This window comes from Kitasatospora sp. RG8 (genome assembly GCF_017813315.1).
GTDB lineage: Bacteria > Actinomycetota > Actinomycetes > Streptomycetales > Streptomycetaceae > Kitasatospora.
In genome coordinates this window covers 1-24,092 of record NZ_JAGIYX010000008.1, presented here as the reverse complement: position 1 = coordinate 24,092, position 24,092 = coordinate 1, and the positions used below count along the sequence as shown (strand labels likewise).

General features: G+C 73.7%; 26 protein-coding genes and 1 pseudogene. 14 read left to right on the top strand and 13 right to left on the bottom strand.

Going from position 1 to position 24,092, the window contains the following annotated elements:
* Positions 1–33: 33 nt before the first annotated feature.
* The gene (locus J5Y04_RS14465; RefSeq protein ID WP_209412412.1) at positions 34–978 is read right to left on the bottom strand and encodes a DUF5996 family protein; all 945 of its coding nucleotides are present in this window, start codon (positions 976–978) and stop codon (positions 34–36) included.
* A 263-nt stretch (positions 979–1,241) separates the two neighbouring features.
* On the opposite strand from J5Y04_RS14465, the gene J5Y04_RS14460 reads away from it, so the two are divergent.
* Positions 1,242–3,080, top strand: a complete 1,839-nt coding sequence (locus J5Y04_RS14460) for a glycoside hydrolase family 15 protein (protein WP_209412411.1) — start codon at positions 1,242–1,244, stop codon at positions 3,078–3,080.
* Here the strand turns inward: J5Y04_RS14460 and J5Y04_RS14455 are convergent.
* Positions 3,055–3,654 (bottom strand): MarR family winged helix-turn-helix transcriptional regulator, encoded by a 600-nt coding sequence (locus J5Y04_RS14455; RefSeq protein ID WP_209412410.1) that lies wholly within the window; start codon positions 3,652–3,654, stop codon positions 3,055–3,057. The genes J5Y04_RS14460 and J5Y04_RS14455 overlap by 26 nt on opposite strands.
* A 128-nt stretch (positions 3,655–3,782) precedes the next feature.
* Between J5Y04_RS14455 and J5Y04_RS14450 the strand changes: the two genes are divergently transcribed.
* Entirely contained in the window at positions 3,783–4,358 is a 576-nt protein-coding gene (locus tag J5Y04_RS14450) for an NADPH-dependent FMN reductase (protein WP_209412409.1), read from the top strand.
* 145 nt (positions 4,359–4,503) lie between these two features.
* Here J5Y04_RS14450 and J5Y04_RS14445 read toward each other — a convergent pair whose 3' ends face one another.
* A complete protein-coding gene (locus J5Y04_RS14445; RefSeq protein WP_209412408.1) occupies positions 4,504–4,980 on the bottom strand; it encodes a VOC family protein in 477 nt (158 codons plus the stop codon).
* Positions 4,981–5,429: 449 nt separating this feature from the next.
* Between J5Y04_RS14445 and J5Y04_RS14440 the strand changes: the two genes are divergently transcribed.
* The 10 genes from J5Y04_RS14440 (at position 5,430) to J5Y04_RS14395 (ending at position 15,555) form a co-directional block, all read left to right on the top strand.
* The gene (locus tag J5Y04_RS14440; RefSeq protein ID WP_209412407.1) at positions 5,430–6,686 is read left to right on the top strand and encodes an NAD(P)/FAD-dependent oxidoreductase; all 1,257 of its coding nucleotides are present in this window, start codon (positions 5,430–5,432) and stop codon (positions 6,684–6,686) included.
* Positions 6,687–6,827: 141 nt separating this feature from the next.
* Positions 6,828–7,502 carry a sigma-70 family RNA polymerase sigma factor gene (locus J5Y04_RS14435; protein ID WP_209412406.1) on the top strand — a complete coding sequence of 225 codons (675 nt, stop codon included), beginning with the start codon at positions 6,828–6,830 and terminating at the stop codon, positions 7,500–7,502.
* Positions 7,499–7,984 carry a DUF427 domain-containing protein gene (locus J5Y04_RS14430; protein ID WP_209412405.1) on the top strand — a complete coding sequence of 162 codons (486 nt, stop codon included), beginning with the start codon at positions 7,499–7,501 and terminating at the stop codon, positions 7,982–7,984. The genes J5Y04_RS14435 and J5Y04_RS14430 overlap by 4 nt, the downstream gene beginning before the upstream one ends.
* 252 nt (positions 7,985–8,236) lie before the next feature.
* Positions 8,237–8,455: a hypothetical protein gene (locus tag J5Y04_RS14425; RefSeq protein ID WP_209412404.1), complete on the top strand. Its 219-nt coding sequence runs from the start codon at positions 8,237–8,239 to the stop codon at positions 8,453–8,455.
* Positions 8,449–9,510 carry a MerR family transcriptional regulator gene (locus tag J5Y04_RS14420; protein WP_209412403.1) on the top strand — a complete coding sequence of 354 codons (1,062 nt, stop codon included), beginning with the start codon at positions 8,449–8,451 and terminating at the stop codon, positions 9,508–9,510. The genes J5Y04_RS14425 and J5Y04_RS14420 overlap by 7 nt, the downstream gene beginning before the upstream one ends.
* Positions 9,511–9,806: 296 nt before the next feature.
* Complete coding sequence (locus tag J5Y04_RS14415; RefSeq protein WP_307853130.1) at positions 9,807–11,132, top strand: FAD-dependent oxidoreductase; 1,326 nt, start codon at positions 9,807–9,809, stop codon at positions 11,130–11,132.
* Positions 11,129–11,917, top strand: a complete 789-nt coding sequence (locus J5Y04_RS14410) for a DUF1365 domain-containing protein (protein ID WP_374106024.1) — start codon at positions 11,129–11,131, stop codon at positions 11,915–11,917. The genes J5Y04_RS14415 and J5Y04_RS14410 overlap by 4 nt, the downstream gene beginning before the upstream one ends.
* Positions 11,914–13,200: a cyclopropane-fatty-acyl-phospholipid synthase family protein gene (locus J5Y04_RS14405; RefSeq protein ID WP_209412401.1), complete on the top strand. Its 1,287-nt coding sequence runs from the start codon at positions 11,914–11,916 to the stop codon at positions 13,198–13,200. Before J5Y04_RS14410 ends, J5Y04_RS14405 begins: the two co-directional genes overlap by 4 nt.
* Positions 13,201–13,411: 211 nt before the next feature.
* A complete protein-coding gene (locus J5Y04_RS14400; protein ID WP_209412400.1) occupies positions 13,412–14,245 on the top strand; it encodes a DUF1295 domain-containing protein in 834 nt (277 codons plus the stop codon).
* A complete protein-coding gene (locus J5Y04_RS14395) occupies positions 14,242–15,555 on the top strand; it encodes a deoxyribodipyrimidine photo-lyase (protein ID WP_209412399.1) in 1,314 nt (437 codons plus the stop codon). Before J5Y04_RS14400 ends, J5Y04_RS14395 begins: the two co-directional genes overlap by 4 nt.
* A gap of 189 nt (positions 15,556–15,744) precedes the next feature.
* Here the strand turns inward: J5Y04_RS14395 and J5Y04_RS14390 are convergent, their stop codons facing one another.
* The 4 genes from J5Y04_RS14390 to J5Y04_RS14375 all read right to left on the bottom strand — a co-directional run bounded on the left by J5Y04_RS14390 (position 15,745) and on the right by J5Y04_RS14375 (position 19,218).
* The gene (locus J5Y04_RS14390) at positions 15,745–16,494 is read right to left on the bottom strand and encodes an anti-sigma factor domain-containing protein (RefSeq protein ID WP_209412398.1); all 750 of its coding nucleotides are present in this window, start codon (positions 16,492–16,494) and stop codon (positions 15,745–15,747) included.
* Positions 16,491–17,075 carry a sigma-70 family RNA polymerase sigma factor gene (locus tag J5Y04_RS14385; protein ID WP_209412397.1) on the bottom strand — a complete coding sequence of 195 codons (585 nt, stop codon included), beginning with the start codon at positions 17,073–17,075 and terminating at the stop codon, positions 16,491–16,493. Before J5Y04_RS14385 ends, J5Y04_RS14390 begins: the two co-directional genes overlap by 4 nt.
* Positions 17,076–17,299: 224 nt before the next feature.
* Complete coding sequence (locus J5Y04_RS14380; RefSeq protein WP_209412396.1) at positions 17,300–18,589, bottom strand: MFS transporter; 1,290 nt, start codon at positions 18,587–18,589, stop codon at positions 17,300–17,302.
* Positions 18,586–19,218 (bottom strand): transcriptional regulator, encoded by a 633-nt coding sequence (locus J5Y04_RS14375; protein ID WP_209412395.1) that lies wholly within the window; start codon positions 19,216–19,218, stop codon positions 18,586–18,588. Before J5Y04_RS14375 ends, J5Y04_RS14380 begins: the two co-directional genes overlap by 4 nt.
* Positions 19,219–19,325: 107 nt before the next feature.
* Here J5Y04_RS14375 and J5Y04_RS14370 point away from each other — a divergent pair, with 107 nt between their 5' ends.
* Entirely contained in the window at positions 19,326–20,036 is a 711-nt protein-coding gene (locus tag J5Y04_RS14370; protein ID WP_209412394.1) for a DUF2625 family protein, read from the top strand.
* Between the two features lie 48 nt (positions 20,037–20,084).
* On the opposite strand, the pseudogene J5Y04_RS41745 reads toward J5Y04_RS14370, so the two are convergent.
* Positions 20,085–20,444: pseudogene (locus tag J5Y04_RS41745) on the bottom strand (zinc-binding dehydrogenase); the annotation flags it as partial.
* Positions 20,445–20,738: 294 nt separating this feature from the next.
* On the opposite strand from J5Y04_RS41745, the gene J5Y04_RS14360 reads away from it, so the two are divergent.
* Positions 20,739–21,482 carry a PIG-L deacetylase family protein gene (locus tag J5Y04_RS14360; RefSeq protein ID WP_209412393.1) on the top strand — a complete coding sequence of 248 codons (744 nt, stop codon included), beginning with the start codon at positions 20,739–20,741 and terminating at the stop codon, positions 21,480–21,482.
* On the opposite strand, the gene J5Y04_RS14355 is transcribed toward J5Y04_RS14360, so the two are convergent.
* The 5 genes from J5Y04_RS14355 to J5Y04_RS14335 form a co-directional block, all read right to left on the bottom strand.
* The gene (locus tag J5Y04_RS14355) at positions 21,479–22,240 is read right to left on the bottom strand and encodes a DedA family protein (protein ID WP_209412392.1); all 762 of its coding nucleotides are present in this window, start codon (positions 22,238–22,240) and stop codon (positions 21,479–21,481) included. The two genes, J5Y04_RS14360 and J5Y04_RS14355, sit on opposite strands and share 4 nt — an antisense overlap.
* Positions 22,241–22,289: 49 nt before the next feature.
* Positions 22,290–22,484 carry a DUF1918 domain-containing protein gene (locus J5Y04_RS14350; protein ID WP_148641280.1) on the bottom strand — a complete coding sequence of 65 codons (195 nt, stop codon included), beginning with the start codon at positions 22,482–22,484 and terminating at the stop codon, positions 22,290–22,292.
* Positions 22,485–22,620: 136 nt separating this feature from the next.
* A complete protein-coding gene (locus tag J5Y04_RS14345) occupies positions 22,621–23,298 on the bottom strand; it encodes a TetR/AcrR family transcriptional regulator (protein ID WP_209412391.1) in 678 nt (225 codons plus the stop codon).
* Positions 23,299–23,409: 111 nt separating this feature from the next.
* Positions 23,410–23,616: an acyl-CoA carboxylase subunit epsilon gene (locus tag J5Y04_RS14340; protein WP_209412390.1), complete on the bottom strand. Its 207-nt coding sequence runs from the start codon at positions 23,614–23,616 to the stop codon at positions 23,410–23,412.
* Positions 23,617–23,692: 76 nt separating this feature from the next.
* Positions 23,693–24,092, bottom strand: a 400-nt coding sequence (locus J5Y04_RS14335; protein ID WP_305852838.1) for a carboxyl transferase domain-containing protein, incomplete at its 5' end; no start/stop codon positions are given.

Here is a 24,092-nt window from a genome sequence, read left to right as displayed (position 1 = left end):
AGGGTGGGCCGGCAGCCGCGGGCACTGGCGTGCTCAGAGCGGCGGGGCCGGCAGCCGCGGGTCCGTGATCCCACCCGGGCAGGCGAGGCGGCCGACGTCCCAGCCGGCCCGGGCGGCCCCGGCCTGGTACGCGCTCTCGTAGAAGGCGAGCACGGCCGCTCTCGGATCGGGCCGGGTACGGGCGTCGTCGTAGCGCAGGACCGCCAGGTGGCTGTCGTTGAGTTCGATCCACCGGGCGGATGCGGGACTGAGCGGGTCCTCGGCCAGGTGCGCCGGCTCGGGAGTCGTGTAGGAGTAGAAGGCCGGTTCGCCCAGGTTGGCGTCCCCGGGCCAGAACCCGAAGCTGATCAGCTCCCGGGAGTACGCCTCGCGGGTCACCGGGTCCACCTGCGCCGGCTGGTCGAGGGCGCTTCCGGAGAACCGGGTGTGGGCGATGTCGAGCGAGTGCCAGAAGAGGTGGACGGGGCTGACCTTGCCCGAGAACCGCGCCGCGAACTCCTCCAGCACCAGCCCGACCTGGCCGAGCACCTGCCAGTAGCGGTTCGCCCAGGCGGGATCGTAGGTCGCGTGCTCGAAGTCCTCGGCGAACGGGCGGTCGGAGTCGGCCAGCCGGTAGGGCCGGGGGACCGGGATCTCCACCCGGATGCCCGAGGCCGCCAGCGTCTCCAGGGTCTGCCGGTAGAACGAGGCGACGGACAGGCCGGTCAGGGGGAAGGACGCCGCCCTGCCGTCCGCCGTCGCGACGACCAGCCGGTGGTCGACGAAGTCGAAGTCGACGGTGAAGACCGGGTTGCCGTCGACCAGTCCCATGGGCCGGGTGGTGATCCCGCGCCCGGTGAGGTGGAAGGGGACGTTCCACCAGTGGTTGCGCCGCACGCTCGCCGCGAGGCGGACCTTGCCCACCACCTGCGCGAAGCGGTGCAGCGTCTCCTTCGTGTCCCGCCACTCGTCGAGCGGCATCGGTGGGAACAGCTCCATCGTGTGTCACTCCTGTCCGTCGGCCGCAGTTCCATGATGACCACGGTGGTCCGGACGGTGCAGACCGGAGGCCGGATCCAGCGCCCCGGCAGCGACTTCGGAGGGTCACGCCCGGCGGGCCGCGACGAGGTTCGGTCGGCAGCCGGTCGGCGTGCTCCGCTCCCGCGGCCTCCCGGCTCGCTTCGGCGCTGCGACATGCCGCGATCTAGCATGAGACAAGAGGTTCGGCTCGATGCCCCGCACCACGGGGTGAGGAGGCCGCCATGGCGCAGTACGGCAGCGGCGGATTCGGGCAGCCGGACGGTTCCCGGTATCCGCCGATCTCCGAGCACGGCCTGATCGGCGATCTCCGTACCGCCGCGCTCGTCGCCACCGACGGCACCATCGACTGGTACTGCTGCCCGCGCTTCGACGCACCCAGCGTGTTCGCGTCCATACTCGACGCCGACCGGGGCGGCAGCTTCGAACTGTCCGCGGACGTGCCGACCCGGACCCGGCAGTTCTACTTCCCCGACACCAACGTCCTGATCACCCGGTTCTTCGCCGCGGACGGGGTGGCGGAGATCCAGGACTTCATGCCCGTCGTCGACGAGTCCCGCGAGGCGGGCCGTCACCGACTGATCCGGCGGGTGGTGTGCGTCCGCGGGGTGCTCCCGTTCAGGGCGCGGATCGCCCCGCGCTTCGGCTACGGCGCCGAAGCGCACACCGTGCAACTCGAAGGCCACGAGGCCGTGTTCCGCTCGCCGTCACTGACGCTCGCACTGACCTCCACCGCACCCCTGGAGGGCGAGGGGGTGGACGTGCGGTCGCACTTCAAGCTCCTCGAGGGCGAGTCGCACGTGTTCGCCCTCGACCGGATCGGCGACGGCGTCCCGGCCCGGTCGTGCCCGCGTGCCGAGGCGCAGGAGCAGGCCGAGGCGACCGTCCGGTTCTGGCGTCACTGGCTGTCCCGCTCGCAGTACCACGGGCGGTGGCGGGAGATGGTGCACCGCTCCGCGCTCGTGCTGAAGCTGCTCACCTACGCGCCCACCGGCGCGATCATCGCCGCGCCGACCACCAGCCTGCCCGAGCAGGTCGGCGGCGAGCGCAACTGGGACTACCGCTACGTCTGGGTCCGCGACGCCGCCTTCTGCATCTACGCCCTGCTCCGCCTCGGGTTCACCTCGGAGGCCGAGGCGTTCATGGGCTTCATCTCCGAGCACGGGATCATGCGGGGCACCAGGGAGACCGGCCCGCTGCAGATCATGTACGGCATCGACGGGAGCTGCGACCTGCCCGAGTACGAGCTGTCCCACCTGGAGGGGTACCTCGGGTCCGCGCCGGTCCGGGTGGGGAACGCCGCCACCAGGCAGCTCCAGCTGGACATCTACGGCGCGCTGATCGACTCCGTCTACCTCTACGACAAGTGGGGGCAGCCGATCAGCAGCGGTCACTGGGACGAGGTCGGCGCCGTGGTGGACTGGCTCTGCGACCACTGGGACCAGCCCGACGAGGGGGTCTGGGAGACCCGTGGGGGCCGGCGCGACTTCGTGTACTCGCGGCTGATGTGCTGGGTCGCGCTGGAGCGGGCGATCCGGGTGGCGAACCGGCGCGGGCTCCCCGCCGACCTGCCCCGCTGGCGGCAGTGCCGCGACGCGATCTACCGGCAGATCATGGCCCGCGGCTGGTCGGCCGAGCGCGGCGCGTTCGTCCAGGGGCTGGACCACGAGGTCCTCGACGCGTCCCTGCTGATGATGCCGATGGCCAAGTTCATCTCGCCCACCGACCCCAAGTGGCTCTCCACCCTGGACGCGCTCACCTCGGACCTGGTCTCCGACTCGCTGGTCTACCGCTACGACCCGGAGGCCAGTCCGGACGGCCTCCGGGGCTCCGAGGGCACCTTCTCGATCTGCTCCTTCTGGTACGTCGAGGCGCTGGCCCGAGCGGGCCGGCTGGAGGAGGCCCGGCTGGCCTTCGAGAAGATGCTCACCTACGCCAACCACGTCGGCCTGTTCGCCGAGGAGATCGGCCGGACCGGCGAACAACTCGGCAACTTCCCCCAGGCGTTCACCCATCTCTCGCTGATCAGCGCCGCGTTCAACCTGGACCGCGCCCTGGGCTGACGGTGGCGTCACCGGAGTTCGCGCCGACGTCGCACGAGTCGGTGCCGACCTCGCAGGAGTCCGCGCCGACGTCGCAGGACAGGACGCCCGGTTCGCCCTCCGCGACGGTGCGGGCGAGCCGCGCGAGCAGGGAGCGCAGCACCGCCCGTTCGTCCTCGTCGAGGACGGAGAGCAGCGCGTCCTCCGCCGCCCTCACCTGTCGCTGGAGGTCACGGAGGGTTTCGACGCCCAGGGGGGTCGCGACGATCCTGCGGCGGCGCCGGTCGGCAGGGTCGAGCCGGCGTTCCACCAGGCCCGCCGCCACCAGGTCGTCGAGCAGGTAGGTCATCACCGTGCGGTCGATCCGCAGGTAGCCGGCCAGCGCGATCTGGTTCGGCCCGTCACCCTCGACCACGGCCGCGAGCGTCTGAAAGCCGCGGGCGCCCCGGGCGACGCCCGCGAGCACCGGGGAGACGGCGGTCCGGTAGGCATGCGCCACCGCCATGAGCGAGAAGCCGAAGTCCTCCGTGAGGTCGGGACACCCGGCTGCCGGCGTGGTCTGCGCCCCGCTGCCCGTACCAGGAATGCTGCGCATACCAGGAATGATAGGCAGCGGCCCGCTGTTGGCGAGACTGTCTGCTCCGCAGACGATCTGCCGGGCAGCACGAACTCCGCAGGTGCCGGTCGTGCCAGGCACCGCGAACGAGGAAGGCCAGGCCCGTCATGCTCAAGATCGGCATCATCCTCGGCAGCACCCGCCCCAACCGCAACGGCGAACAGGTCGCCACGTGGGTGCTCGACATCGCATCGCGCCGCACCGACGCCGCGTTCGAACTCATCGACCTCCGCGACCACCCGTTGCCGCACCTCGACGAGCCCGCGCCGCCGTCCCTGGGGAACTACCGGAACGAGCACACGCGGCGGTGGGCGGAGGAGATCGCATCGTTCGACGGCTTCGTCATCGTGACGCCGGAGTACAACCACGGCATCCCCGGCGTGCTGAAGAACGCGCTCGACTTCCTCTACGCCGAGTGGAACAACAAGGCGGTCGGCTACGTGTCCTACGGCGCGGTCGGCGGCGTCCGCGCCGTCGAACAGCTGCGCCTGGTCGCCGCCGAGCTCCAGATGGCCGACGTACGCCAGCAGGTCGCGCTGTCCCTGATCACCGAGTTCGAGGGCTACCACGTCTTCAAGCCCGGCGACTACAACCTGCCCGCCCTGAACACGATGCTCGACCAGGTCGTCGCCTGGAGCACCGCACTGGCGCCGCTGCGCGCCCCGTCACCCGTCGCGGCGTGAGCGGAACGGCCGCCGCGTGTCCGGCCCCTCCCTCACCCTGACCGGGGTGGGACCGGGGCCGGGGCCGGCCGCCAACGGTCACCCGGTGTCGATGAGGTCGATGAGACGGGGCGCGTGCGGCGCGGGCGGGCGTCGACGAGCCCGGTCAGCTGTCGCCCGGCAGGGACTCCATGGCCTCCCGGGCCCGCTTCTCCAGCTCCTCCGGCGGCACGTCCTCCACATGGGTGGCCACGTGCCACCGATGGCCGAACGGGTCCTCGAACTGCCCGGACCGGTCGCCGTAGAACTGGTCCTTCACCGGATCCAGCTCCGTGGCGCCCCCGGCGAGGGCCCGGGCGAAGGCCCCGTCGACGTCCTCCACGTAGACGTAGAGGTGCACCGACGTGCCGCCCACCGTCTTCGGCCCGCGGAATCCCATCTCCGGGAACTCGTCCGCGAGCATGATGACCGAGTTGCCGATCTGGAGCTCGGCGTGACCGAGCTTGCCGCCGGGCGCCGGCGACCTCATGCGCTCCGTCGCACCGAGGACGGAGACGTAGAAGTCGATCGCGGCTGCCGCTCCGTCGACGCAGAGATACGGCGTGACGCGCGGGTGGTCCTCCGGAACGGGCTTGACGCTCACTTGCTCCGCCTTCCGATCGGTAATGATCATTCCGATGCCCTGCACGACCCTCGAATTCGACTAAATCGGGCATATCGAACTGCAGGACCAGAATGGCACGCGCCGGCACGCCGTGCGGTCCGGTCGGGGTCGGCGGGCACGTCGTCGGCGCGGTGGCGGCATGCCCGCGTCCCCGCGGTCCTCGTACGTGCGAGTCGGGAGCAGGTGTGCCGGGTCCAATCCGTTCACCGCCCGTCTCCGAACTGCCAGGGACCACCCGGCGGCACGGGAGGAAGACCGATGACACACCACGGCACGCCCACCGCGGCCGCGGCACCGCCACGCACCGATTCCGGGGCCGGGCCCCCACCGCCCGGCGGAGTTCCACCGGCCCCGACCACAGGAGGAGCCCGAACGGACGACCGGGGACCGAGGAAGTGCCCGGGCGGAGCGGGAAGGCGGTGAGCGGGATGCCACGAGAGGCAGCAGCCGAGGTGATCGTGGTGGGGGCGGGCCTGGCCGGACTGGCCTGCGCGCTGGACCTCACCGCCGCGGGCCGCGAGGTACTCGTCCTGGAGGCCGCCGACGACGTGGGCGGGCGGATGCGCACCGACGTGGTGCAGGGGTTCCGTCTCGATCGCGGCTTCCAGGTCTTCAACACGTCCTATCCGCAGGTCAAGCGGCGTCTGGAGCCGGCTTCGCTGGGGCTGTGCCCGTTCACGCCCGGGTTCCTGCTCGCCGACGCGCGGGGCCTGCGTCGCGTGGTGGATCCGACCCGGCGCCCCGGGCAGGCCCTCGACCTGCTGACCGGCAGGCTGCTGCCGCTGCGCGACCTTGCGGCCCTGGGGTTGCTGGGGGCGGGCGATGCGGCGCTGCCCACCGCCGTGCTCAGACGGCTGCCGGAGACCAGCACCGGTCGGGCGCTGCGACGTGCCGGGGTGTCGCGTCGCACCGTCGACGAGGTGCTGGCCCCGTTCCTGGCCGGGGTGTTCCTGGAGGAGGGACTGGAGACCTCCAGCCGGATGTTCCACTTGGTGTGGCGCAGCCTGGTGCGTGGGAGCCTGTGCCTGCCGCGGGACGGCATCGGCGCCGTCCCGCGGCAGCTGGCGGCCCGGCTGCCGCCGGGCCGGCTGCTGTGCGGCACACGGGTGGACCGGGTGACGGCGGACGGTGTGGCGCTCGCCGACGGGTCGGCACTGCGGGCCGGCGTGGTCGTGGTGGCGACGGGGATGTCGCAGGCCGCCCGGCTGCTGCCGGGCCTACGGGTGCCGACGGCGCGGGCGGTGACGACGTTCTACCACGCGGCGCCGGTCAGCCCGCTGAGCGAGCCGACGCTCGTCGTGGACGCGGGCCGGCAGGTGCTCAACACCGTGGTGATGTCGGAGGTCGTCCCCGGTGTCTCTCCGGACGGTCGGGCGCTGGTGGCGACCTCGGTGCTGGGGACGGAGGCGAGCGAGGAGGCGGCCCGGTTGCGGGCGGGCGAGTTGTACGGGGCGGACACGTCGGGGTGGCGGCTGCTGTCCGACTACCGGATCGCGGAGGCCCTGCCGGCCGGGCCGGCCCCGCTCGCACTCAGCCGTGGCACCCGGTTCGGGCCGGGCCGTCACGTGTGCGGGGACCATCGGGCCACGGCCTCGGTGCAGGGTGCGCTGGCCTCGGGCGCGCGGGCGGCCCGGGAGGTGTCGGCCGACCTGGCCCGTGCGACGGGAGTCCGTACCGGACGGTGAAGGTATCCGTGCGAGGTCAGGTGGAAGCGCCGTCGGCGCAGCACCCGGCGGGCCACCACCACGACGACCGGTCCGTCCCGCAAAACGCTGCACAAACGGTTCAACTGGCCCCGGCACGGTGAATCGCTGCACCGTGACACCGTGACACCGCAAACGCAGGCCCATGACGATACGTGCTCCACCGGCCGGCCACGGCCGGGGGCCGAGAATCTGCGCAGCCTCCTCACGCTCTCGGCGCGCGGCGACGAAGCGGCGTACGAGCGGCTCTACCACGCGGTCGCCGGGCCGGTCTACGGAGTGGCACTTCGGACACTGCGCAATCCGGCCCACGCTGAGGAGGTCGCCCAGGAGGTCCTGCTGGAAGTGTGGCGCACCGCCGCGGCCTACCGGCCGGAGCGCGGGTCGGTGATGACCTGGGTCCTGACCATCGCGCACCACCGGGCGGTGGACCGGGTGCGCGCCGCCACGGCGGCCGCCGAGCGCGACCAGCGCGTCGCGTTCCGGGAGCCGGCGGAGAGCGATCCGCTGGACGATCAGGTGGTCCGCTCCCTGGACCGGGCGCGGGTCAGGGCCGCACTCGCGGGCCTGAGCCGGGTGCAGCGCGAAGCCGTGGTCCTGGCCTACTACGGCGGGTACTCGCAGCGGGAGATCGCGCACCTGGTCAGCGTGCCGCTGGGCACCGTCAAGACCCGGATCCGCGACGGCCTGACCCGTCTCAGGGCCGCCTTCGCGTTCGCCTCCGACCGGCCGGGCACGAGGGACGAGCCGACGGCGCTGCGCCCCGGTCGCCGGGCGGGAGCGGGAGGAGAACGATGACGCCTTCACGCCGTACGACCGAGTCGGTGTGGGACTACCCGCGTCCACCGATCGTCCGGGCCGCTCCCGGCCGACTGGTCGAGGTGTGGTTCGGCGGCACACTGGTCGCTTCCAGCAGGGGCGCCGTGCGGGTGCTCGAGACGAGCCACCCGCCGGTGTACTACCTGCCGGCCGGCGATGTGGTCACCGAACTGCTCACGCCGGCCGGGGGAGTGAGCTTCTGCGAGTGGAAGGGGCAGGCCCGCTACTGGGACCTGGAGGTCGGTTCCCGCCGGGCGGCGCGCGCGGCGTGGAGCTATCCGAAGCCCCTGCCTGCGTACCGGGACCTTCGCGACATGGTGGCGTTCTACCCCGGTCGCGTGGACCGGTGCACCGTGGACGGTGAAACCGTGCAGGCCCAGGAGGGCGACTTCTACGGCGGATGGATCACCGGCGAGATCACCGGCCCGTACAAGGGAGCCCCGGGTACATCGGGCTGGTGAGCGCGCCACGGCGGCCCTCCCTGTCGTCGCGTCCTCGTCGCGATGCGGTGCACAAACGCTGCGATTGCCCGGACGCGGCCGACAGGCCAGCATGGAGTCGTCAATCGATCAAGGGCGCCGGGCTCCGGGTTGCCGGGCTCCAGGAGGCACCGAAGCGCCACCGTCACATCCTGTCGGCCCGTTCTGTCGACCCCCTCGATCGAGGGGCGGCCGCCCGGGGCCCTCGGACCATCCCGACTGCGGGAGGACGCCATGACCGTCGACCAACAGCCCCTCGTGCGCGAGCGACCCGTTCCGGCGGGTCCGCCCGCCGAGACGCCCGAATGCGAGGCCTCCACGTGTGCGGGGATCTCCACTCCGGAGTCGGTCGAGCTGCACACGGCCTGGCCCGGCTGGATTCCCCTGATGGTCATCGTCGTCATGGTGGTGTCCTGCGTCGGCTTCGCGGTGGGGAGGATCGCAGGATGGTGACCTCGCCGACCGGCAACGACACCGGGGCACGGGACGGTGCCCCGCAGGGAGCGTCGGACCTCGTGGAGGACGCGGGGCTGCCGACCGGGGGTGTGGCGCAGCGCCTGGGCGTGTCACCCACCACCGTCCGCTCGTGGGAACGCCGCTACGGCATCGGCCCCGCCCGTCGGGAAGCAGGTCACCACCGCCGCTGGAGTCCGCAGGACATCGCCGTCCTGGAGGCGATGTGCCGCCTGACGGCCCGCGGGGTACCGCCGGGCGAAGCCGCCCGGGCCGCCCTGGCCGAACGCGCCGCGGCCAACCGTGACGCCGGGCTTCCTCTCGCCCTCCGTCAGCCCGCAACCGCCGGAGCCGGAGGCGAGCACGCCGGCCCGGGCCCGGGAGGGAGCCGCGCCCTGCGCGTGGGGACGGTACGCCCCGAGTGCCGCGGCCTGGCCCGGGCGGCGGTTCGGCTCGACGCGCCGGAGGTCGTCCGGATCCTGCGTGAAGCCGTCGGGGCACTCGGGGTGATCGACGCCTGGACGGAGGTCATCATGCCTGCCCTGCGCGCGGCCGGACGCAAGTGGGCCGCGGACGGCGAGCAGTACGTCGAGGTCGAGCACCTGCTCTCGTGGAACGTGTCGACCGTCCTGCGCGGCGTGGCGGTCGAGTCCGTCACCACCCGGTCCGTGCGGCCCGTGCGGCCCGTGCTCCTGGCGGCGACGCCCGCCGAACAGCACACCCTGCCGCTCGAAGCCACCGCCGCAGCGCTGACCGAGCGTGCCCTTCCCTTCCGCATGCTGGGCGCGGCCGTCCCGACCCGGGCCCTGCTGGACGCGGTCCACCGGCTCGGACCGGGCGCCGTGATGATCTGGTCCCAGGGCCACCACACTGCGGACCGGGAGCTGGCGGGCCGGGTGAGTGGGAGCACGTGGGGCCCGCGCGGCGCCCGCAGCCGGGCACTGGTGGTGACCGCCGGCCCCGGCTGGGCCCGCACCCGGCCCCTTGCCGGCACGGTCAGACCCCGTACCCTCGCAGCCGCCGTCGACCTGCTCGAACAGGCGGTCACGGGCTGAAGCCCGCACGTCGGCCCTTCCGCATCGCGGGTCACCCGCGTCCTGCACGGACACCGAGCGCCGGGAGTCCGCTCGCCTCCGCCCCGCCGCCGGCACCGGACAACACGGGCCGGGTGGGGCCACGGTTTTGTCGGTCCGGGTGAACGGAGCCGGCACGCGGCGCCTTCGTCGCCCCGAACGGTCCGGGCTCCTCACGGTCGGAAATTCGGGCCAATCCGCGTCCGAGCCGGTTCCGAAGGTTCCGTGCAACGACAATGCGGGCCCGCCGCGGCCCGTCGGGAGGGGCTCTCGTGACCGTGTTCGACAACGTTTCCACCACCCGGACCGCCCCTGCGGACGGCGCTGCCCGTGCGCGCCGGGTCGCGGTGGTCGGGGCCGGCGTGGCCGGGCTCACCGCGGCGTACGAGCTGTGCCGGGCCGGGGTGGAGGTCGAGCTGTTCGAGGCTGACGGACGTCTCGGGGGCCACGCCCACACCCAGGACGCGACCACGGCGGACGGGCGGGCACTGGCCCTGGACACCGGGTTCCTGGTCCACAACGAGCGGACCTACCCGCACCTGGTGCGTCTGTTCGCCGAGCTCGACGTCCGCACCCAGGACAGCGAGATGAGCATGTCCGTGCGCTGCGACGGCTGCGGCCTGGAGTACGCGGGCGCACGCGGACCGGCCGGCCTGCTCGCCCGCCCCGGCGCCCTGGTGCGCGGGCGGTACCTGCGGATGCTCACCGAGGTGCCGCGCTTCCACCGGCTCGCCCGCCGACTGCTCGCCGCCCCCGCAGCCGGCGACCCGAGCCTCGCCGACTTCCTCGCCGGCGCGGGCTTCTCGCCGTACTTCGTGAGCCACTTCATGACCCCGGTGGTGTCCGCCGTGTGGTCCTGCGCCCCCGACCTGGCGGGCGACTACCCGGCGCGCTACCTGTTCACCTTCCTCGACAACCACGGCATGCTCGGCGTGACGGGCTCACCGACCTGGCGGACCGTCGTCGGCGGCTCCCGCACCTACGTCGAGAGGATCGCCGAGCGGCTCACCGCCGTCCACCGCTCCACCCCGGTCCGGGCGGTGCGCCGCCACCCCGACGGCATCACCGTGACCACGGAGGACGGACACTCCACCGAGGCCGACGCCGTCGTGGTCGCCACCCACGCCGACCAGGCACTGCACCTACTCGCCGACCCGACCGCCGCCGAGCTCGACGTCCTCGGCGCCTTCACCTACTCCCGCAACCCGACCGTGCTCCACCGTGACCCCACCGTCCTGCCCACCGTGCGCTCGGCCCGCGGATCATGGAACTACCGGATGCCCCACTGCACCGCCCCCTCCGACCGGGTGCGGGTCAGCTACCACCTCAACCGGCTGCTGCGCCTGGACACCGCCGACCACTACCTGGTCACCCTCAACGAGGACCGCGACGCCCCGGTCCCGGAGCACCTGGTGGTCTCCCGCACCGTCTACGAGCACCCGGTCTACACCGCGCGCACCGTGGCCGCACAGCGCCGACTGCCCGAACTCGCCACCGCCCGAACGGCGTTCGCCGGCGCGTACCACGGCTGGGGCTTCCACGAGGACGGCTGCCGCTCGGGTGTCGAGGCGGCACGGTCCCTGCTGGGGGTGGTCGCGCCGTGAGCACTCTGCCCGGGCCCTGGGGCGCGGTCCTCTACGACGCCCGCACCACCCACGTGCGCACCGAGCCCCCGCGGCCCGCCTTCCGCCACCGCGGCTACCTGTGGCTGGTGGACCTGGACCGCCTTCCCCGGCTTCCGTGGCCGCTGCGGCCGCTGGCCGCCTTCCGGCCGCGCGACCACGGCCCCGCCCGTGACACGGGGGAGCCGACCATCCGTCAGGACATCGACCGGTACCTGGCGGCGCACGGAGTCCGGCTCGGGCGCGGCCGGGTGCTGATGCTCACCCAGGCCCGCTCGCTGGGGTACGTGTTCAACCCGCTGACCGTGTACTGGTGTCACGACGAGGCGGGTCGCCCGCTGTGCACGGTCGCCGAGGTCCACAACACCCACGGCGGCCGGCACCGCTACCTGCTGCCGCCGGACCCGGACGGCCGCAGCGAGACTCCGAAGGACTTCCACGTCTCACCGTTCTTCCCCGTCGACGGCCGCTACCGGATGGTGCTGCCCGAGCCGGGCGAGCGGCTGGGTCTGACCGTCCACCTGGAACGGGAGGGCTCCCGGGTCTTCACCGCCACCGTCCGCGGCACCGGCCGGCCCGCCGGCCCGGCCGCCCTCCTGCGCGCCGCGCTCACCCACCCGTTCGCCACCCGGGCCGTCAGCCTGCACATCCGCTACCGCGGCATCCGCCTGTGGCTGAGCGGCCTGCCCGTACACCCCTGCCCGCCCGCCGACGAGGCCCGGCCCGCGACGAACCCCACGCCCACGGAAGAGGTTCCAGCCCCATGACGACCACGGTCTCCCCGGCAGCGACGTCGGCACCCGTCGTCGACCCCGCGCGCTGGCCGGACGTCGCCCGGGTGCCGCAGGTGCCGCTGCGCGCGGCCGTCGCCGCACGGCTGCTGCGCCGGGTCGCCGCCCGCCGAGGTCTGCACGTCGAACTCCCCGACGGCCAGGCCCTGCAGCCCGCCCCGACCGGAGCGCCGGTCCTGCGCCTGCACCACCCGAAGGACTTCCTGCACCGGGTCGGCGAGAGCGGACTGATCGGCTTCGGCGAGTCCTACCAGGCCGGCGACTGGGACAGCCCCGACCTCGTCGCGCTCCTCACGGAGCTGGCCACCGCCCCCGAAACCCTGGTGCCCACCGGCGCCCAGTGGCTGCGCAGCCTCTACGTCCAGCGCCCGCCGGACGAGGAACTGTCCACAACGGCCAACGCCCGGCGCAACATCCACCGCCACTACGACCTGTCGAACGACCTGTTCGCGCTCTTCCTCGACCCGAGCATGACGTACTCCTCGGCACTCTTCCCAGCCGTCCCCGGCCGGCCGCCGGCCGCGCACCGGGCCGACCTGCCCGCCGCCCAGCACCGCAAGATCGACCGCCTGCTCGACCTCGCGAACGTCGGCCCCGGCACCCGGCTGCTGGAGATCGGCACCGGCTGGGGCGAACTCGCCGTGCGCGCCGCCGCCCGCGGCGCCCGCGTCGTCAGCCTCACCCTCTCCGAGGAGCAGCTCGCCCTCGCCCGCCGCCGGATCACCGACGCCGGCCACGGGGGGCGAGCAGAGGTCCGGCTGTGCGACTACCGCGCCGCCGAGGGCGAGTACGACGCGGTCGTGAGCGTGGAGATGATCGAGGCCGTGGGACGGCCGTTCTGGCCGGACTACTTCACCACCCTCGACCGCGTCCTCGCCCCCGGCGGACGCGTCGCCCTGCAAGCGATCACCATGCCGCACGACCGGATGCTCGCGAGCAGCCGCACCTACACCTGGATCCTCAAGTACATCTTCCCCGGCGGCCTCATTCCGTCCGTGCGGGCGATCCGGGAGACCACCGCGCGCCACACCCGGCTGCGTGTCACCCGTGCCGACGCGTACGGGCCGCACTACGCCGAAACCCTGCGCCTGTGGCGCGAGCGCTTCACCGAACAGTCCGCGCAGGTCGCGGCCCTCGGCTTCGACGAGGTGTTCCGGCGGATGTGGGAGCTCTACCTCGCCTACGCCGAAGCCGGCTTCCGCACCGGCTACCTGGACGTCCACCAGCTGCTCCTCACCCGGGACGAGGCGACGGCATGAGCGCCGCGGGCCCGCTCGAGAAGGCGAACGGACACCTGCTCGGCCGCCCGAGCGCCGGCACCGCCGGGCCACCGGCTCCGTTGCCCGTGCGGGCGCGGCCGACCCGGCAGGCCGGCGGCGGCGGGACCACCACGACGTCGAGCCCGTGGTCCACGACGCCCGGCGGATCCTCGTCCGAGGTCCGTCGGGCCGACCGGTGCGGGGGCCCGACGTGAACGCCGGCGCCTTCGCGCTCAACGCGGCCGTCAGCGCCGGTGTGGCCCTGGCCGTCTTCCTCGTCGCGTTCGCGGTCGGGGTGCGCAGCGGGCGCCACCGGGGTGCGGACGTGGCCTGGGGGCTGGCGTTCACCGCTGTCGCGCTGAGCGGCTACGCGTTCTCCGACGGCTCCGGTGACTCCGGGCGCCGGCTGCTCGCGACCGTGCTGGTCGTGGTGTGGGGCCTGCGCCTGTCCGCGCACCTGTGGTGGCGCTCCCGGGGCGCGCCGGAGGACCCGCGGTACGCCCGGATGCTCTCCCGCGGACCCGAGGGCGCGGCTCGTACCCGGTTCGCGCTGCGGATCGTCTACCTGTTGCAGGCCGCCCTCGTGTGGTTCGTCTCCCTGCCGGTCCAGGCCGCCCAGTACATCCCTCGTCCGCCCGGTGCGCTCGCCTGGGCGGGTACGGCGCTGTGGGCGGTCGGCCTGTTCTTCGAGGCGGCGGGGGACCGCCAGCTCACCCGCTTCAAGGCCGACCCCGCCAACCGGGGCCGGATCATGGACCGGGGTCTGTGGCGCTACACCCGTCACCCCAACTACTTCGGCGACGCCTGCGTCTGGTGGGGTCTCTTCCTCCTCGCCGCCGACACCCCGATCGGCTGGGCGTTCGTGCTCAGCCCGCTCCTGATGACCTACCTGCTCGCCTTCGGCAGCGGCAAGCCGCTGCTGGAGCGCCAGTTGGGCGCGCAGCGGCCGGGCTGGGCCGAGTACGCGGCCCGCACCAGCGGCTTCCTGCCCCTACCGCCTCGTCGAACTCCCAACGCCCCGTCGTCCCCGAGGTCCCGACCATGACCGTCTCGATCGCCCTGTTCACCCAGGACCTGCGCCTGCACGACAACCCCGTGCTGCACGCCGCGCATCGCACGGCCGACCAGGTCGTCCCCCTGTTCGTCCTCGGCCCTGCCGCGGAAGCCGCGGGCTTCGCCGCCCCCAACCGGCGGGCGTTCCTCGCTGACTGCCTTGTCGATCTCGACGGTTCACTGCGTCGCATCGGCTCCCGGCTGATCGTTCGCGCGGGCGACCCGGCCGAGGAGACGGCCCGCGTCGCCGTCGAGGCCGGCGCGGCCACCGTGCACGTCGCCGCGGGCGTCAGCGCCTTCGCCCACCGGCGCGAGGCACGGCTGCGAGAGCTGTTCGGCGACCGTCTGCACGTCCACGACGCCTCCGTGACCGTGGTCCCACCGGGCCGGATCACCCCGGCCGGCCGCGACCACTACGCGGTCTTCACCCCCTACCACCGTGCCTGGCAACAGGTGTCCCGCCGCGCGGTGTTCGGCGCACCCCGCGAGCTCGGTACGCCGAGCGGCCTCGGGAGCGAGGGGCTGTCCGTCGTCCGGCCGGACTCGCCCGCGTTGCCGCCGGGGGGTGAGAGCGCCGCCCGCGAGCGGTGGCGGCGGTGGGACGTCGACGCCTACGCCGACGTGCACGACGACCTCGCGGCGGACGACACCTCCAGGCTGTCGCCGTACCTGCACTTCGGCTGCCTGTCACCGACGGAACTCGTCACCCGCGCCCTGCGGCACGACGGTGCGGGCGCCCGGGCGTTCGTCCGGCAGCTCGCGTGGCGCGACTTCCACCACCAGGTCCTCGCCGCCCGCCCCGACGCGGCGAACGGCGACTACCGTGACCGGGACGACCACCGGCACCGTGACGAGGACGAGGCCGAGGCGTGGCGGCGGGGGCGCACCGGCTACCCGATCGTCGACGCCGGCATGCGCCAGCTCGCCCACGAGGGCTGGATGCACAACCGTGCCAGGCTGCTGACGGCGAGCTTCCTCGCCAAGAGCCTGTACCTGGACTGGCGCATCGGCGCCGCCCACTTCCTCTCGCTCCTGGTCGACGGCGACGTGGCCAACAACCAGCTCAACTGGCAGTGGGTCGCGGGTACGGGCACCGACACCCGGCCCAACCGCATCCTGAATCCGCTCCGTCAGGCCGACCGCTACGACCCGAGCGGGGCGTACGTGCGCCGGTGGGTGCCCGAACTCGCCCACCTGCCCGGTCCCGCCGTCCACCGGCCCTGGCTCTTCGGCGGAGACTACCCGGCCCCGATGATCGCGCCGGAGGCCCTGACCGTGCGGTTCCAGCACGGGAGACCCTGACGAGCGGCCCTCGCACGCCGGGAACCCGAGCGCAGCACGGGAGCAGTGGGAGCGGTCCGGGGACCGGACGCCCAGCGGCGGTGTTCGGCCCGGCCCCCGGACCGACCATGCCGTGACGATGGCTGGGCTGCGGGCGAAGCAGTCCGAGGCCGGTGGTGGACGGTGGGCCGGCCGGCCCACCACCGGTTCTCAGGTGAACGACAGCAGCATCACCGGTGCGGCGCTGGGGTGGGTCGAGCCCCCGGCCGGCTCCACCGTGACGCCGATGCCGGTCGCCCCGTCCAGCGGCCCGGACAACAGCAACGCGCCCTCCCCGCCGGGGAGGAGCCCGGCCGACCGCATCGTCCCGGAGTCGTTGAACCACAGCTGGTACGTGGTGCCCGCGGCCGTGGCCGGCAGGCCGGCGGCGATGAAGCCGGCCTGCCCACGGCTCTTCGACCACACCACCGTTCCCACACCGGCGCCGCCGGCCGCGGTGCCGGTGACCGTGCGGGCGTCAGGCGCGGTGAGCAGGCCGGCGAGCCGGTCCGCCTGGTGTCGGAGTGCGGCCGCCCGGGCCCGGGCCTGGTCGGCCTGCTGGTGCTGCTGTACGGCCAGGCCACCGGCGCCGGCCGCGACGGCCAAGCAGGCGGCCAGGGCGAGCTTCGTCCAACGGCTCGCCCGCCGACCGGACCGCAGTGCCCGAACGGGCGCGGGGACGGTGCGGGGTGCCTCCTGCCGCACGCTCGGCAGGGCAGCCATCACCCGCCTCCTCAGGGCCTCCGGAGGCACAACCGCCTGAGCGGCCCCGAGCCTGGCCAGAGTGCCGGCGAACTCGGCCACCTCCTGGGTGCAGGCCGCGCAGCGGGCCAGGTGTTCCTCGAACTCCGCGCGTTCGGCGGGCTCCAGGGCGTGCGTGGCGTAGGCGCCGGTCAGGGCGTGCAGGTCGGTGGCGTTCACGCTCCCACCCCCAGGCAGTCGCGCAGCCGGATCAGCCCGTCGCGCATACGGGTCTTGACCGTTCCCAGCGGTACGCCGAGGACCTCGGCGACCTGTGGGTAGGTGTAGCCGCGGTAGTACGCCAGCGTCAACGACTCCCGCTGCAATCCGGTCAACGTCCGCATGCACCGCCGGACCTGCTCGCGTTCCAGCCTGCCCTCGACCTGCTCGGCGACCTCGTCGAACGCCGGCGCGTGGGCGGCCGCCGCCGTCCGCTGGTCGCGATCGGCCGCCGCCTGCGCGGAGCGGACCCGGTTCACCGCGCGCCGGTGGGCGATGGTCAGAACCCACGGCATCACCTCGCCGTGCTCGGCCCGGTAGCGGGCCGCGGTGCGCCACACCTCCAGCAGCACCTCCTGGGCGACCTCCTCGGACTGCGCGGGATCGCGCAGCACCCGACGCACCAGGCCCAGCACCGGCCCGGCCACCGCGTCGTAGACCCCGGAGAACGCGTCCTGGTCCCCCAGGGCGACACGGCCGAGGAGTTCCTCCAGGTCGGGTCCGGTACGGCCCGGCCCGGAGAGGTGGACGACGGCGTTCATCCGGCCACCACTGCGGCACGAAGATCGGGCGGCAAGCCCCACGAGCGGGCGGCGGGCATCACGAGCCTCCCCACGATGCGGCCGGAGCGCAGCCCCGGCCGGGCGGACAGTACGAAACTCACATCCGCCCTTCGGAGCAGCGGAGCGCCCGGATTGGTCGGCGGGCACGCCCGTCCGCGATGGCGTCGGTGAGCCGGCGGGCCGACGAGGCGGCGGTGCGCAGGTCAGGCCGGGGTCGAGGTGCTGGGGGCGGAGGTGCCGGCGGTGCTGCGCGTGCGGGCGGCGGGGAAGTCCCGGGTGCGCCCGACGGGGGAGAACAGCAGGATCAGGGCGGCGAGCGGGACGCCGGCGGCGGTGAGCCACATCGCGGGGCGCAGGCCGAGCGTCGTACCGAGGACGCCGGCGAGGACGGCGCCGAGCGGGATGGTGCCGTAGTTGAGGACGGCGGCGCTGGCGGTGATCCTGCCGAGCAGTCCGGGCGGGCAGTAGCTCTGCAGGAAGCCCGACTTGAGGACGTTGCCCGCGACCACCCCGGCGGAGACGCTGAACCCGCCCGCGAGGTAGAGCAGCACGCCGGCGCCGCCGGTGGTGAGCGGGATCAGCAGGGCGAGGCCGGACAGGCCCAGTTCGAAGAGGAGCATCGCACGGGCGGTGCCGATCCGGGCGGCGGCCCGGCGGGCGGTGAACGCCCCGGCGATGCCGCCGCTCGCCGCGACCGCGATCAGCCCGCCGACCGTGCCGGAGGCGAGCCCGACCTCGCGGACCAGGAAGGCGACCTGGATCGACTGGTACCCCATCAGCGCCAGGTTGGAGGCGGCGCCGAACAGCGTCAGCGTGCGCAGCCAGCGGTCCCCGGCGACCAGGCGCAGGCCCTCGCCGACCTCGCGTCGCAACGCGCGCTCCCTGCGCGGGGCCGGGGTCTCGCGGTGGCGGATCCGGGCCAGGCAGACGAGCGAGACCAGGAAGGTGGCGGCGTTGGCGAGCATGCCGTTCACCGCGCCCGCGAACTGGGCGATCAGACCGCCGGAGCCGAGGCCGGCGATCTGGGCGGCGGAGGCGCTGCCGTGGAGTTTGGCGTTGCCCTCGGGCTGGTCGGCCGGGTCGAGCAGGTCGGGCAGGTAGGCGGTGTAGGCGGTCTGGAAGAAGACGGCGGCGGTGCCCGTCAGCAGCGAGACGGCCAGCAGCAGGCCGATGCTCAGGTGGCCGAGCCGGTCGGCCACCGGGACGGCGAGGAACAGCAGCAGTGAGACGGCGGCGGTGGCCAGCATGACGGGCCGGCGGGCTAAGCGGTCCACCCAGACACCGGCCGGCAGGCCGATCACCAGCCACGGCGCCCAGGCGGCGGCGTTGAGCAGGCTGATCTGCAGGGTGGAGGCGTTCAGGTCGGAGACGGCGATCAGTGGCAGGGCCACTCCGGTGACGGAGGCGCCGAACTTCCCGGCGGTCTCGCCGGACCAGAGAAGCCGGAAGTCGCGGTTGCGGCGCAGTAGTCCGCCGCGTGCGCCGCGGCTCACTCGGTGCCCCGGGGCCGGCGCGGGAAGGACTGGAGCTGCACCACGACCGGCAGCGCGCCCGGGTCGGGCACGCTGCCCGGGTCCGCGGTGTGGCGGGCGATGGCCTCGGCCAACTCCTCGTTGAGCGACTGGAGTTGTGCGGGCGTCAGGTGCAGCTTGGTCCAGTCCGAGATGGTGCCGACGTTGCGCCACTCGTCCTCCCACTCCTCGTTGACGTAGGAGGTGACCCGGTTGAAGTACTGCTGCACCAGCTCGTGCATGTAGAGGGAGAGCGCGCCGCGGGTCTCGGGGTCGTCGCGGAAGTCCGCGGTTTCGAGCCGGTTGGCCACGGGCACCCGGCGCCACCAGCGTTCGCGCTTGGTGCCGCGGCCGGTCTCCTCCTCGATGAAGCCGTGCTCGGCGAGGTGGCGCAGGTGCCAGCTGACGGTGCCGGTGTTCTCGCCGAGCCGCTTGGCGAGCCGGGTGGCGGTGGACGGGCCGTCCAGGTTGAGCAGTTCGAAGATCTGCATCCGCAGCGGGTGGGCCAGTCCGCGAAGGCTCCGGGCGTCGATCCGGCGCTGCGGCCGGGCGTGCGGGGCGGGCTGTTCGGGGTGCTCGGGGTGCTCGGGGTGTTCGGGACTCTCGCTCATGACGCCATCGTAGGTTGCAGAGGATCCTCTGCATAGAGGTGTCTGCAGAGAATCCTCTGCAACATGGAGATGACGGTCCGCGGCGCCGGCTCTGCGATCATGCCGGGATGCGATCACTGGCGGAGCTGACAGAGGTGGACGACCCGGCCTGGCCGGTGCTGGAGGAGCTGTTCGGGGGCGGCGCCGCGGAGGTCGAGGTCTGCCCGGCCGACCCGGCCCGCGGACCGGTCGGGCTGGAACAACTCCAGGTCACCACCAGGTCGTTCCTCGGCGCGGTGGTCGCCCACAGCGGCGGCCTGCTGCTGGACGGTGGCTGGCTGCGGGTCTACGGCGGGCCGGGCGGGCTGCCGTCGCTGGCCGAGGTCAACGCCTTTCCTGCGGCCGTCGACCCCGACTGGCGGCCGGCCGACGGGCTGGTCGTCGCCCACGACGTCCTCGGCGGGGTCTTCGCGCTCAACGGCATGGAACCGGAGCGGCCCGGGGCGCCGGGGGAGATCGTCTACTTCGCGCCCGACAGCCTGGAGTGGGAGGCGCTCGGCGCCGGGTACGCGGCCTGGCTGGAGTGGCTGCTGTCGGGGGCGCTCGACCAGTTCTACGAGAGCCTGCGCTGGCCGGGCTGGCGGGAGGAGACGGCCGGGCTGGCCGCGCACCAGGGTGTGGCGGTCTACCCGTTCCTCTGGACGGAGCAGGCCCGGGAGGATCTCGCCGGCACCACCCGCAAGCCGGTGCCGATGGCCGAACTCCTCGGCATCGCGGGTGACTTCTGTGCCCAGCTGGGCGTGGCCGATCCGGGCTTCCTCGGGCGGGTCGGCCAGTAGAGGCCGGTCGGTAGAGCCGCCTCGCCGTGGCCGAGTCCTCGGGCGGCGCCCCCGACGCGCCAGCTGCCCGGCCAGCGCCCCGACCAGGGCGAACCGTGCACCCGGCCGGGCCGCGCCGACGGCGGCGGTGAGCTGCTCGCCGCCGACGGTGTCCAGCAGTACGTCGATGCCGTCCGGCGCGGCCCCGGCCAGCTGCCCGCCGATCGGCCCGGCGCCGCGGACCAGCACCGCGTCGAAGCCGAGCTCGGCCGTCAGCCACTTCGCCTTGGCGGGTGAGCCGGTGGTGCCGATCACCCGCGAGGCGCCGAGCAGCCGGGCCACCTGTCCGGCCACCGTGCCGACCGCGCCCGCCGCCCCGGTGACCAGCACGACGTCGCCCGCCCGTACGCCGGCCGAGCGGGTCAGCCCGTCGGGGGCGGTGCGGAGCCGGACCTCGCGGGCGGTGGTCGGGAGCGGCATGGTGGAACTCCAGGAGGAACACGGCAGCGGCCGTCCCGCTGCGGGTGCCGGGACGCCAACCCCTGACCTGCGGGTCAGGGGCAAGGGCGCAGGGAGCCCTGGCAGGACGGAGTCTGACGGAGCGTTCGGCGGACGAGGGGATCGATGATCTTCTAGAGTCACCATCGGTACGACCGTATGACTGCAATGGGCGCCATGACCGCGCCGACTGCACCGCGTGCACCACGGAGAGGCAGCACCACCATGAGCGAGCAACAGGCCCCCGAGCCGTTCGAGCACGTCACCGAGGACTGGCAGACCGCACTGGCGGTCGTCGCCCACCCCGACGACATGGAGTACGGCGGCGCCGCCGCCGTCGCGCGTTGGACGTCGCAGGGCAAGAAGGTCGTCTATCTGATGGTCACCAGCGGCGAGGCCGGCATCGACTCGCTGAGCCCCGAGGAGTGCGGGCCGCTGCGCGAGGCCGAACAGATCGCCTCGGCCGCCGTGGTCGGCGTCGACACCGTCGAGTTCCTCGGTCACCCGGACGGAGTACTGGAGTACGGGCTGCCGCTGCGCCGCGACATCGCCCGCGCGGTCCGCCGGCACCGCCCGGACATCGTCATCACCAGCAACTTCCGCGAGACGTACGGCGGGACCTTCCTCAACCAGGCCGACCACATCGCCGTCGGCCGGGCCACCCTGGACGCGGTGCGGGACGCCGGCAACCGGTGGGTGTTCCGCGAGCTGACGGCCGAGGGCCACGAGCCGTGGAACGGCGTGCGCGAGGTCTGGGCGGTCGCCTCGCCCGACGCCCGGCACGCCGTGGACACCACCGACCACTTCGAGCAGGGCGTCGCCTCACTGGCCGAGCACAAGGCGTACCTGGCCGGACTGGGCGGCGCGATGGGCGATCCGCGCGAGTTCCTGGAGGGCTTCGGCCGGGGCGCCGGCAGCCGGCTCGGGACGCGCTTCGCCGTCCCGTTCGAGGTGTTCCCGCTCCGCTAGGGCCCCGGGCGCCCGGACTCCGGGCCCTCGGATTCCCGGCCCTCGGAGCCCGCGTCCGGGCCGGGGCCCGGTTCCGGGCCCTCGTCCGCATGCTCACGGGAGCCCTCGTCCGCCTGCTCGCGCCGCCCGCCGTCCGGCCTGCGGCGGCGCAGCAGGTGGCGGACGACGAGGGCCGCGCAGACGACGACGAGGGCGATCAGCAGCCAGAGCTGGTAGCGGACCGCCGTCCGGTACACCGCGCCGATGTTGGCGCCGGCCAGGTAGCCGAAGGCGGACCAGACGCCGACCCAGAGCGCGGCCCCGAGCACGTTGAACGGCTGGAACCGCCGCCAGGGCATCTCGGTCGTGCCGGCGATGATGCCGTTGGTCTGGCGCAGGCCGTCCACGAAGCGGGCGATCGTGACGACCTTGCCGCCGTGCCGGGCGAAGAAGCCGTCGGCGCGCTCCATCCGGGCCGGGGTGAGCAGGACGTAGCGGCCCCAGCGGTGGACGAAGGCACGGCCGCCGGTGCTGCCGATCAGGTAGCCGAGGCTGTTCCCGACGACCGCGGCGGCAAAGGCGATCACCACGACGGCGGCGAGGCTGAGGTGCCCGGCGCCCGCGTAGACGGCGGCGAGCACCAGGACGGTCTGGCCGGGCGCCGGGATGCCGCAGTTGTCGAGCAGCACGAAGAACGCCACGGCCAGGTAGCCGTACTGGTCGAGCAGGGGTGCGAGCCCGGCGAGCGCGCCGGGCAGTGCGGGGGCGGGGGCGGACACGTGAGTCACCACCCCGCGCCGCAGGCACGCGGGGTGGTGGCCGCCTGGGTCAGCGGAGCGCCTGGCGGGGTTCGATGTTGCAGTCGGGACCGGGGTAGATCAGGCCCGTGTGGCCGTCCTCGAAGCGGACCACGTACGGCGGCTCGCCCTCGGCGCCGCGCACCTCGATGATCTCGCCCTTCTGGTCGACCATGCCCACCGACCTGCTGTGGATGTGGAGCTGGTCACCTACCGCTGCGTGCATGGTCTTGCTCCTCGGGTAGCGGTGGCCGCGCGGGCGGCCGTTCTGCTTCCACTCTGCTGCGGTCCGCGCGGGCTCGCAACGGCGTGGTGCGCGGGCCCGGTGCGGGAACCGGTGCCGCGGCCGACCGGGCCGTCGCTCAGCGCGGGCCGACGGGTTCGGTGAGGTAGCGGCGGACCAGCCGCTTGGACTCGGCGATCATGGCCGGGTCGCCGTCCGGGTCGCAGCGGAAGGCGAGCTTGAGCACGGCGTCCGCCGCCTCCAGGGCCACCCGCAGGCGCAGCGTGACCACGGCCGGGTCCGCCGCCGCGAACAGTTCGCCGCCGAGCGCCTGGAGGCGCAGGGCGACGGCGGTGTTGTTGTCCAGTTCGGCGTCGATCAGGTGCCGGTCGTCCCGGACCCCGGTGGACACGGCGGCGTCGGCCAGCCCGAAGTCCACCTGGCCGAAGCCGGGCACGGTGCGCTTCATCGCCACGAACTCGTCCACGGCGAGGTCGGTGAACCCGGCCGGCCCGGGCGGGACCCCGGCGCCCAGCCGCCGGTCGAGGCGCTGGAGGTAGTGGTCGAGGTTGCGGCCGGCGAGCGCGGCCAGCAGGTCCTCCTTGCCGGCGAAGAACTGGTACAGCGTGCCGATCGGCACCTGGGCGCGGTGCGCGACCTCCTTGGTGGTGAGCGCGGTGGCCCCGACCTCGTCGAGCAGCCCGGCGCAGGCGTCCAGGATCCGGCCGTAGCGCTCCTGGCTGCGCTGCTGCACCGGCCGCCGGCGGCCGGCGGCGCGCTGCCCGGGGGCGAGGTGACTCCTGGTGTCCGCGCTCATGGGGCCACTGTGCCGCATCCGGCGCCGTCGCGGCCAATCACGAACGCGAGTACTGCGACATCCGGCCTCGGCCCGGCGGCCACGACGGCGGACGGCGGGCCGAGGCCGTCCTCAGGCGGCCTGCTGCCAGCTGACCGGCGAGAAGTAGGCCGGGCGGCGCTCCCGGCGCTGCCAGGTGGCGATCGGCTCGACCGGCGCCGAGGCGGCGGCCTGCCGGTCGGCCGCGCGGGCCATCAGCACGGCGGTCAGGGCGGCGAGCTCCTCGTCGGAGAGCGAGCCCCGGACGATGCGGACGAGAGGTTCGACGGGTACGGCCATGATCCGGTTTCTCCCCCGGCGGATGCGTGGTGGGCGGTCGGTGGCGCGGGAACTGAGGGCCGGCTGAACGGCGCTGCTACATCGGCGGGTTGCCGTGCTTGCGGCTGGGCAGGTCGGCGTGCTTGGTGCGGAGCATGGCGAGCGAGGAGGCGAGGACCTGGCGGGTCTCGGCGGGGTCGATGACGTCGTCGACGAGGCCGCGTTCGGCCGCGTAGTACGGGTGCATCAGCTCGCTCTTGTATTCCTTGATCTTCTGGGCGCGCATGGCCTCGGGGTCCTCGGCGCCGTTGATGTCGCGGCGGAAGATCACGTTGGCGGCGCCCTCGGCGCCCATCACGGCGATCTCGTTGGTCGGCCAGGCGAAGGAGAGGTCGGCGCCGATGGAGCGGGAGTCCATGACGATGTAGGCGCCGCCGTAGGCCTTGCGCAGGATGAGCTGGATGCGCGGCACGGTGGCGTTGCAGTAGGCGTAGAGG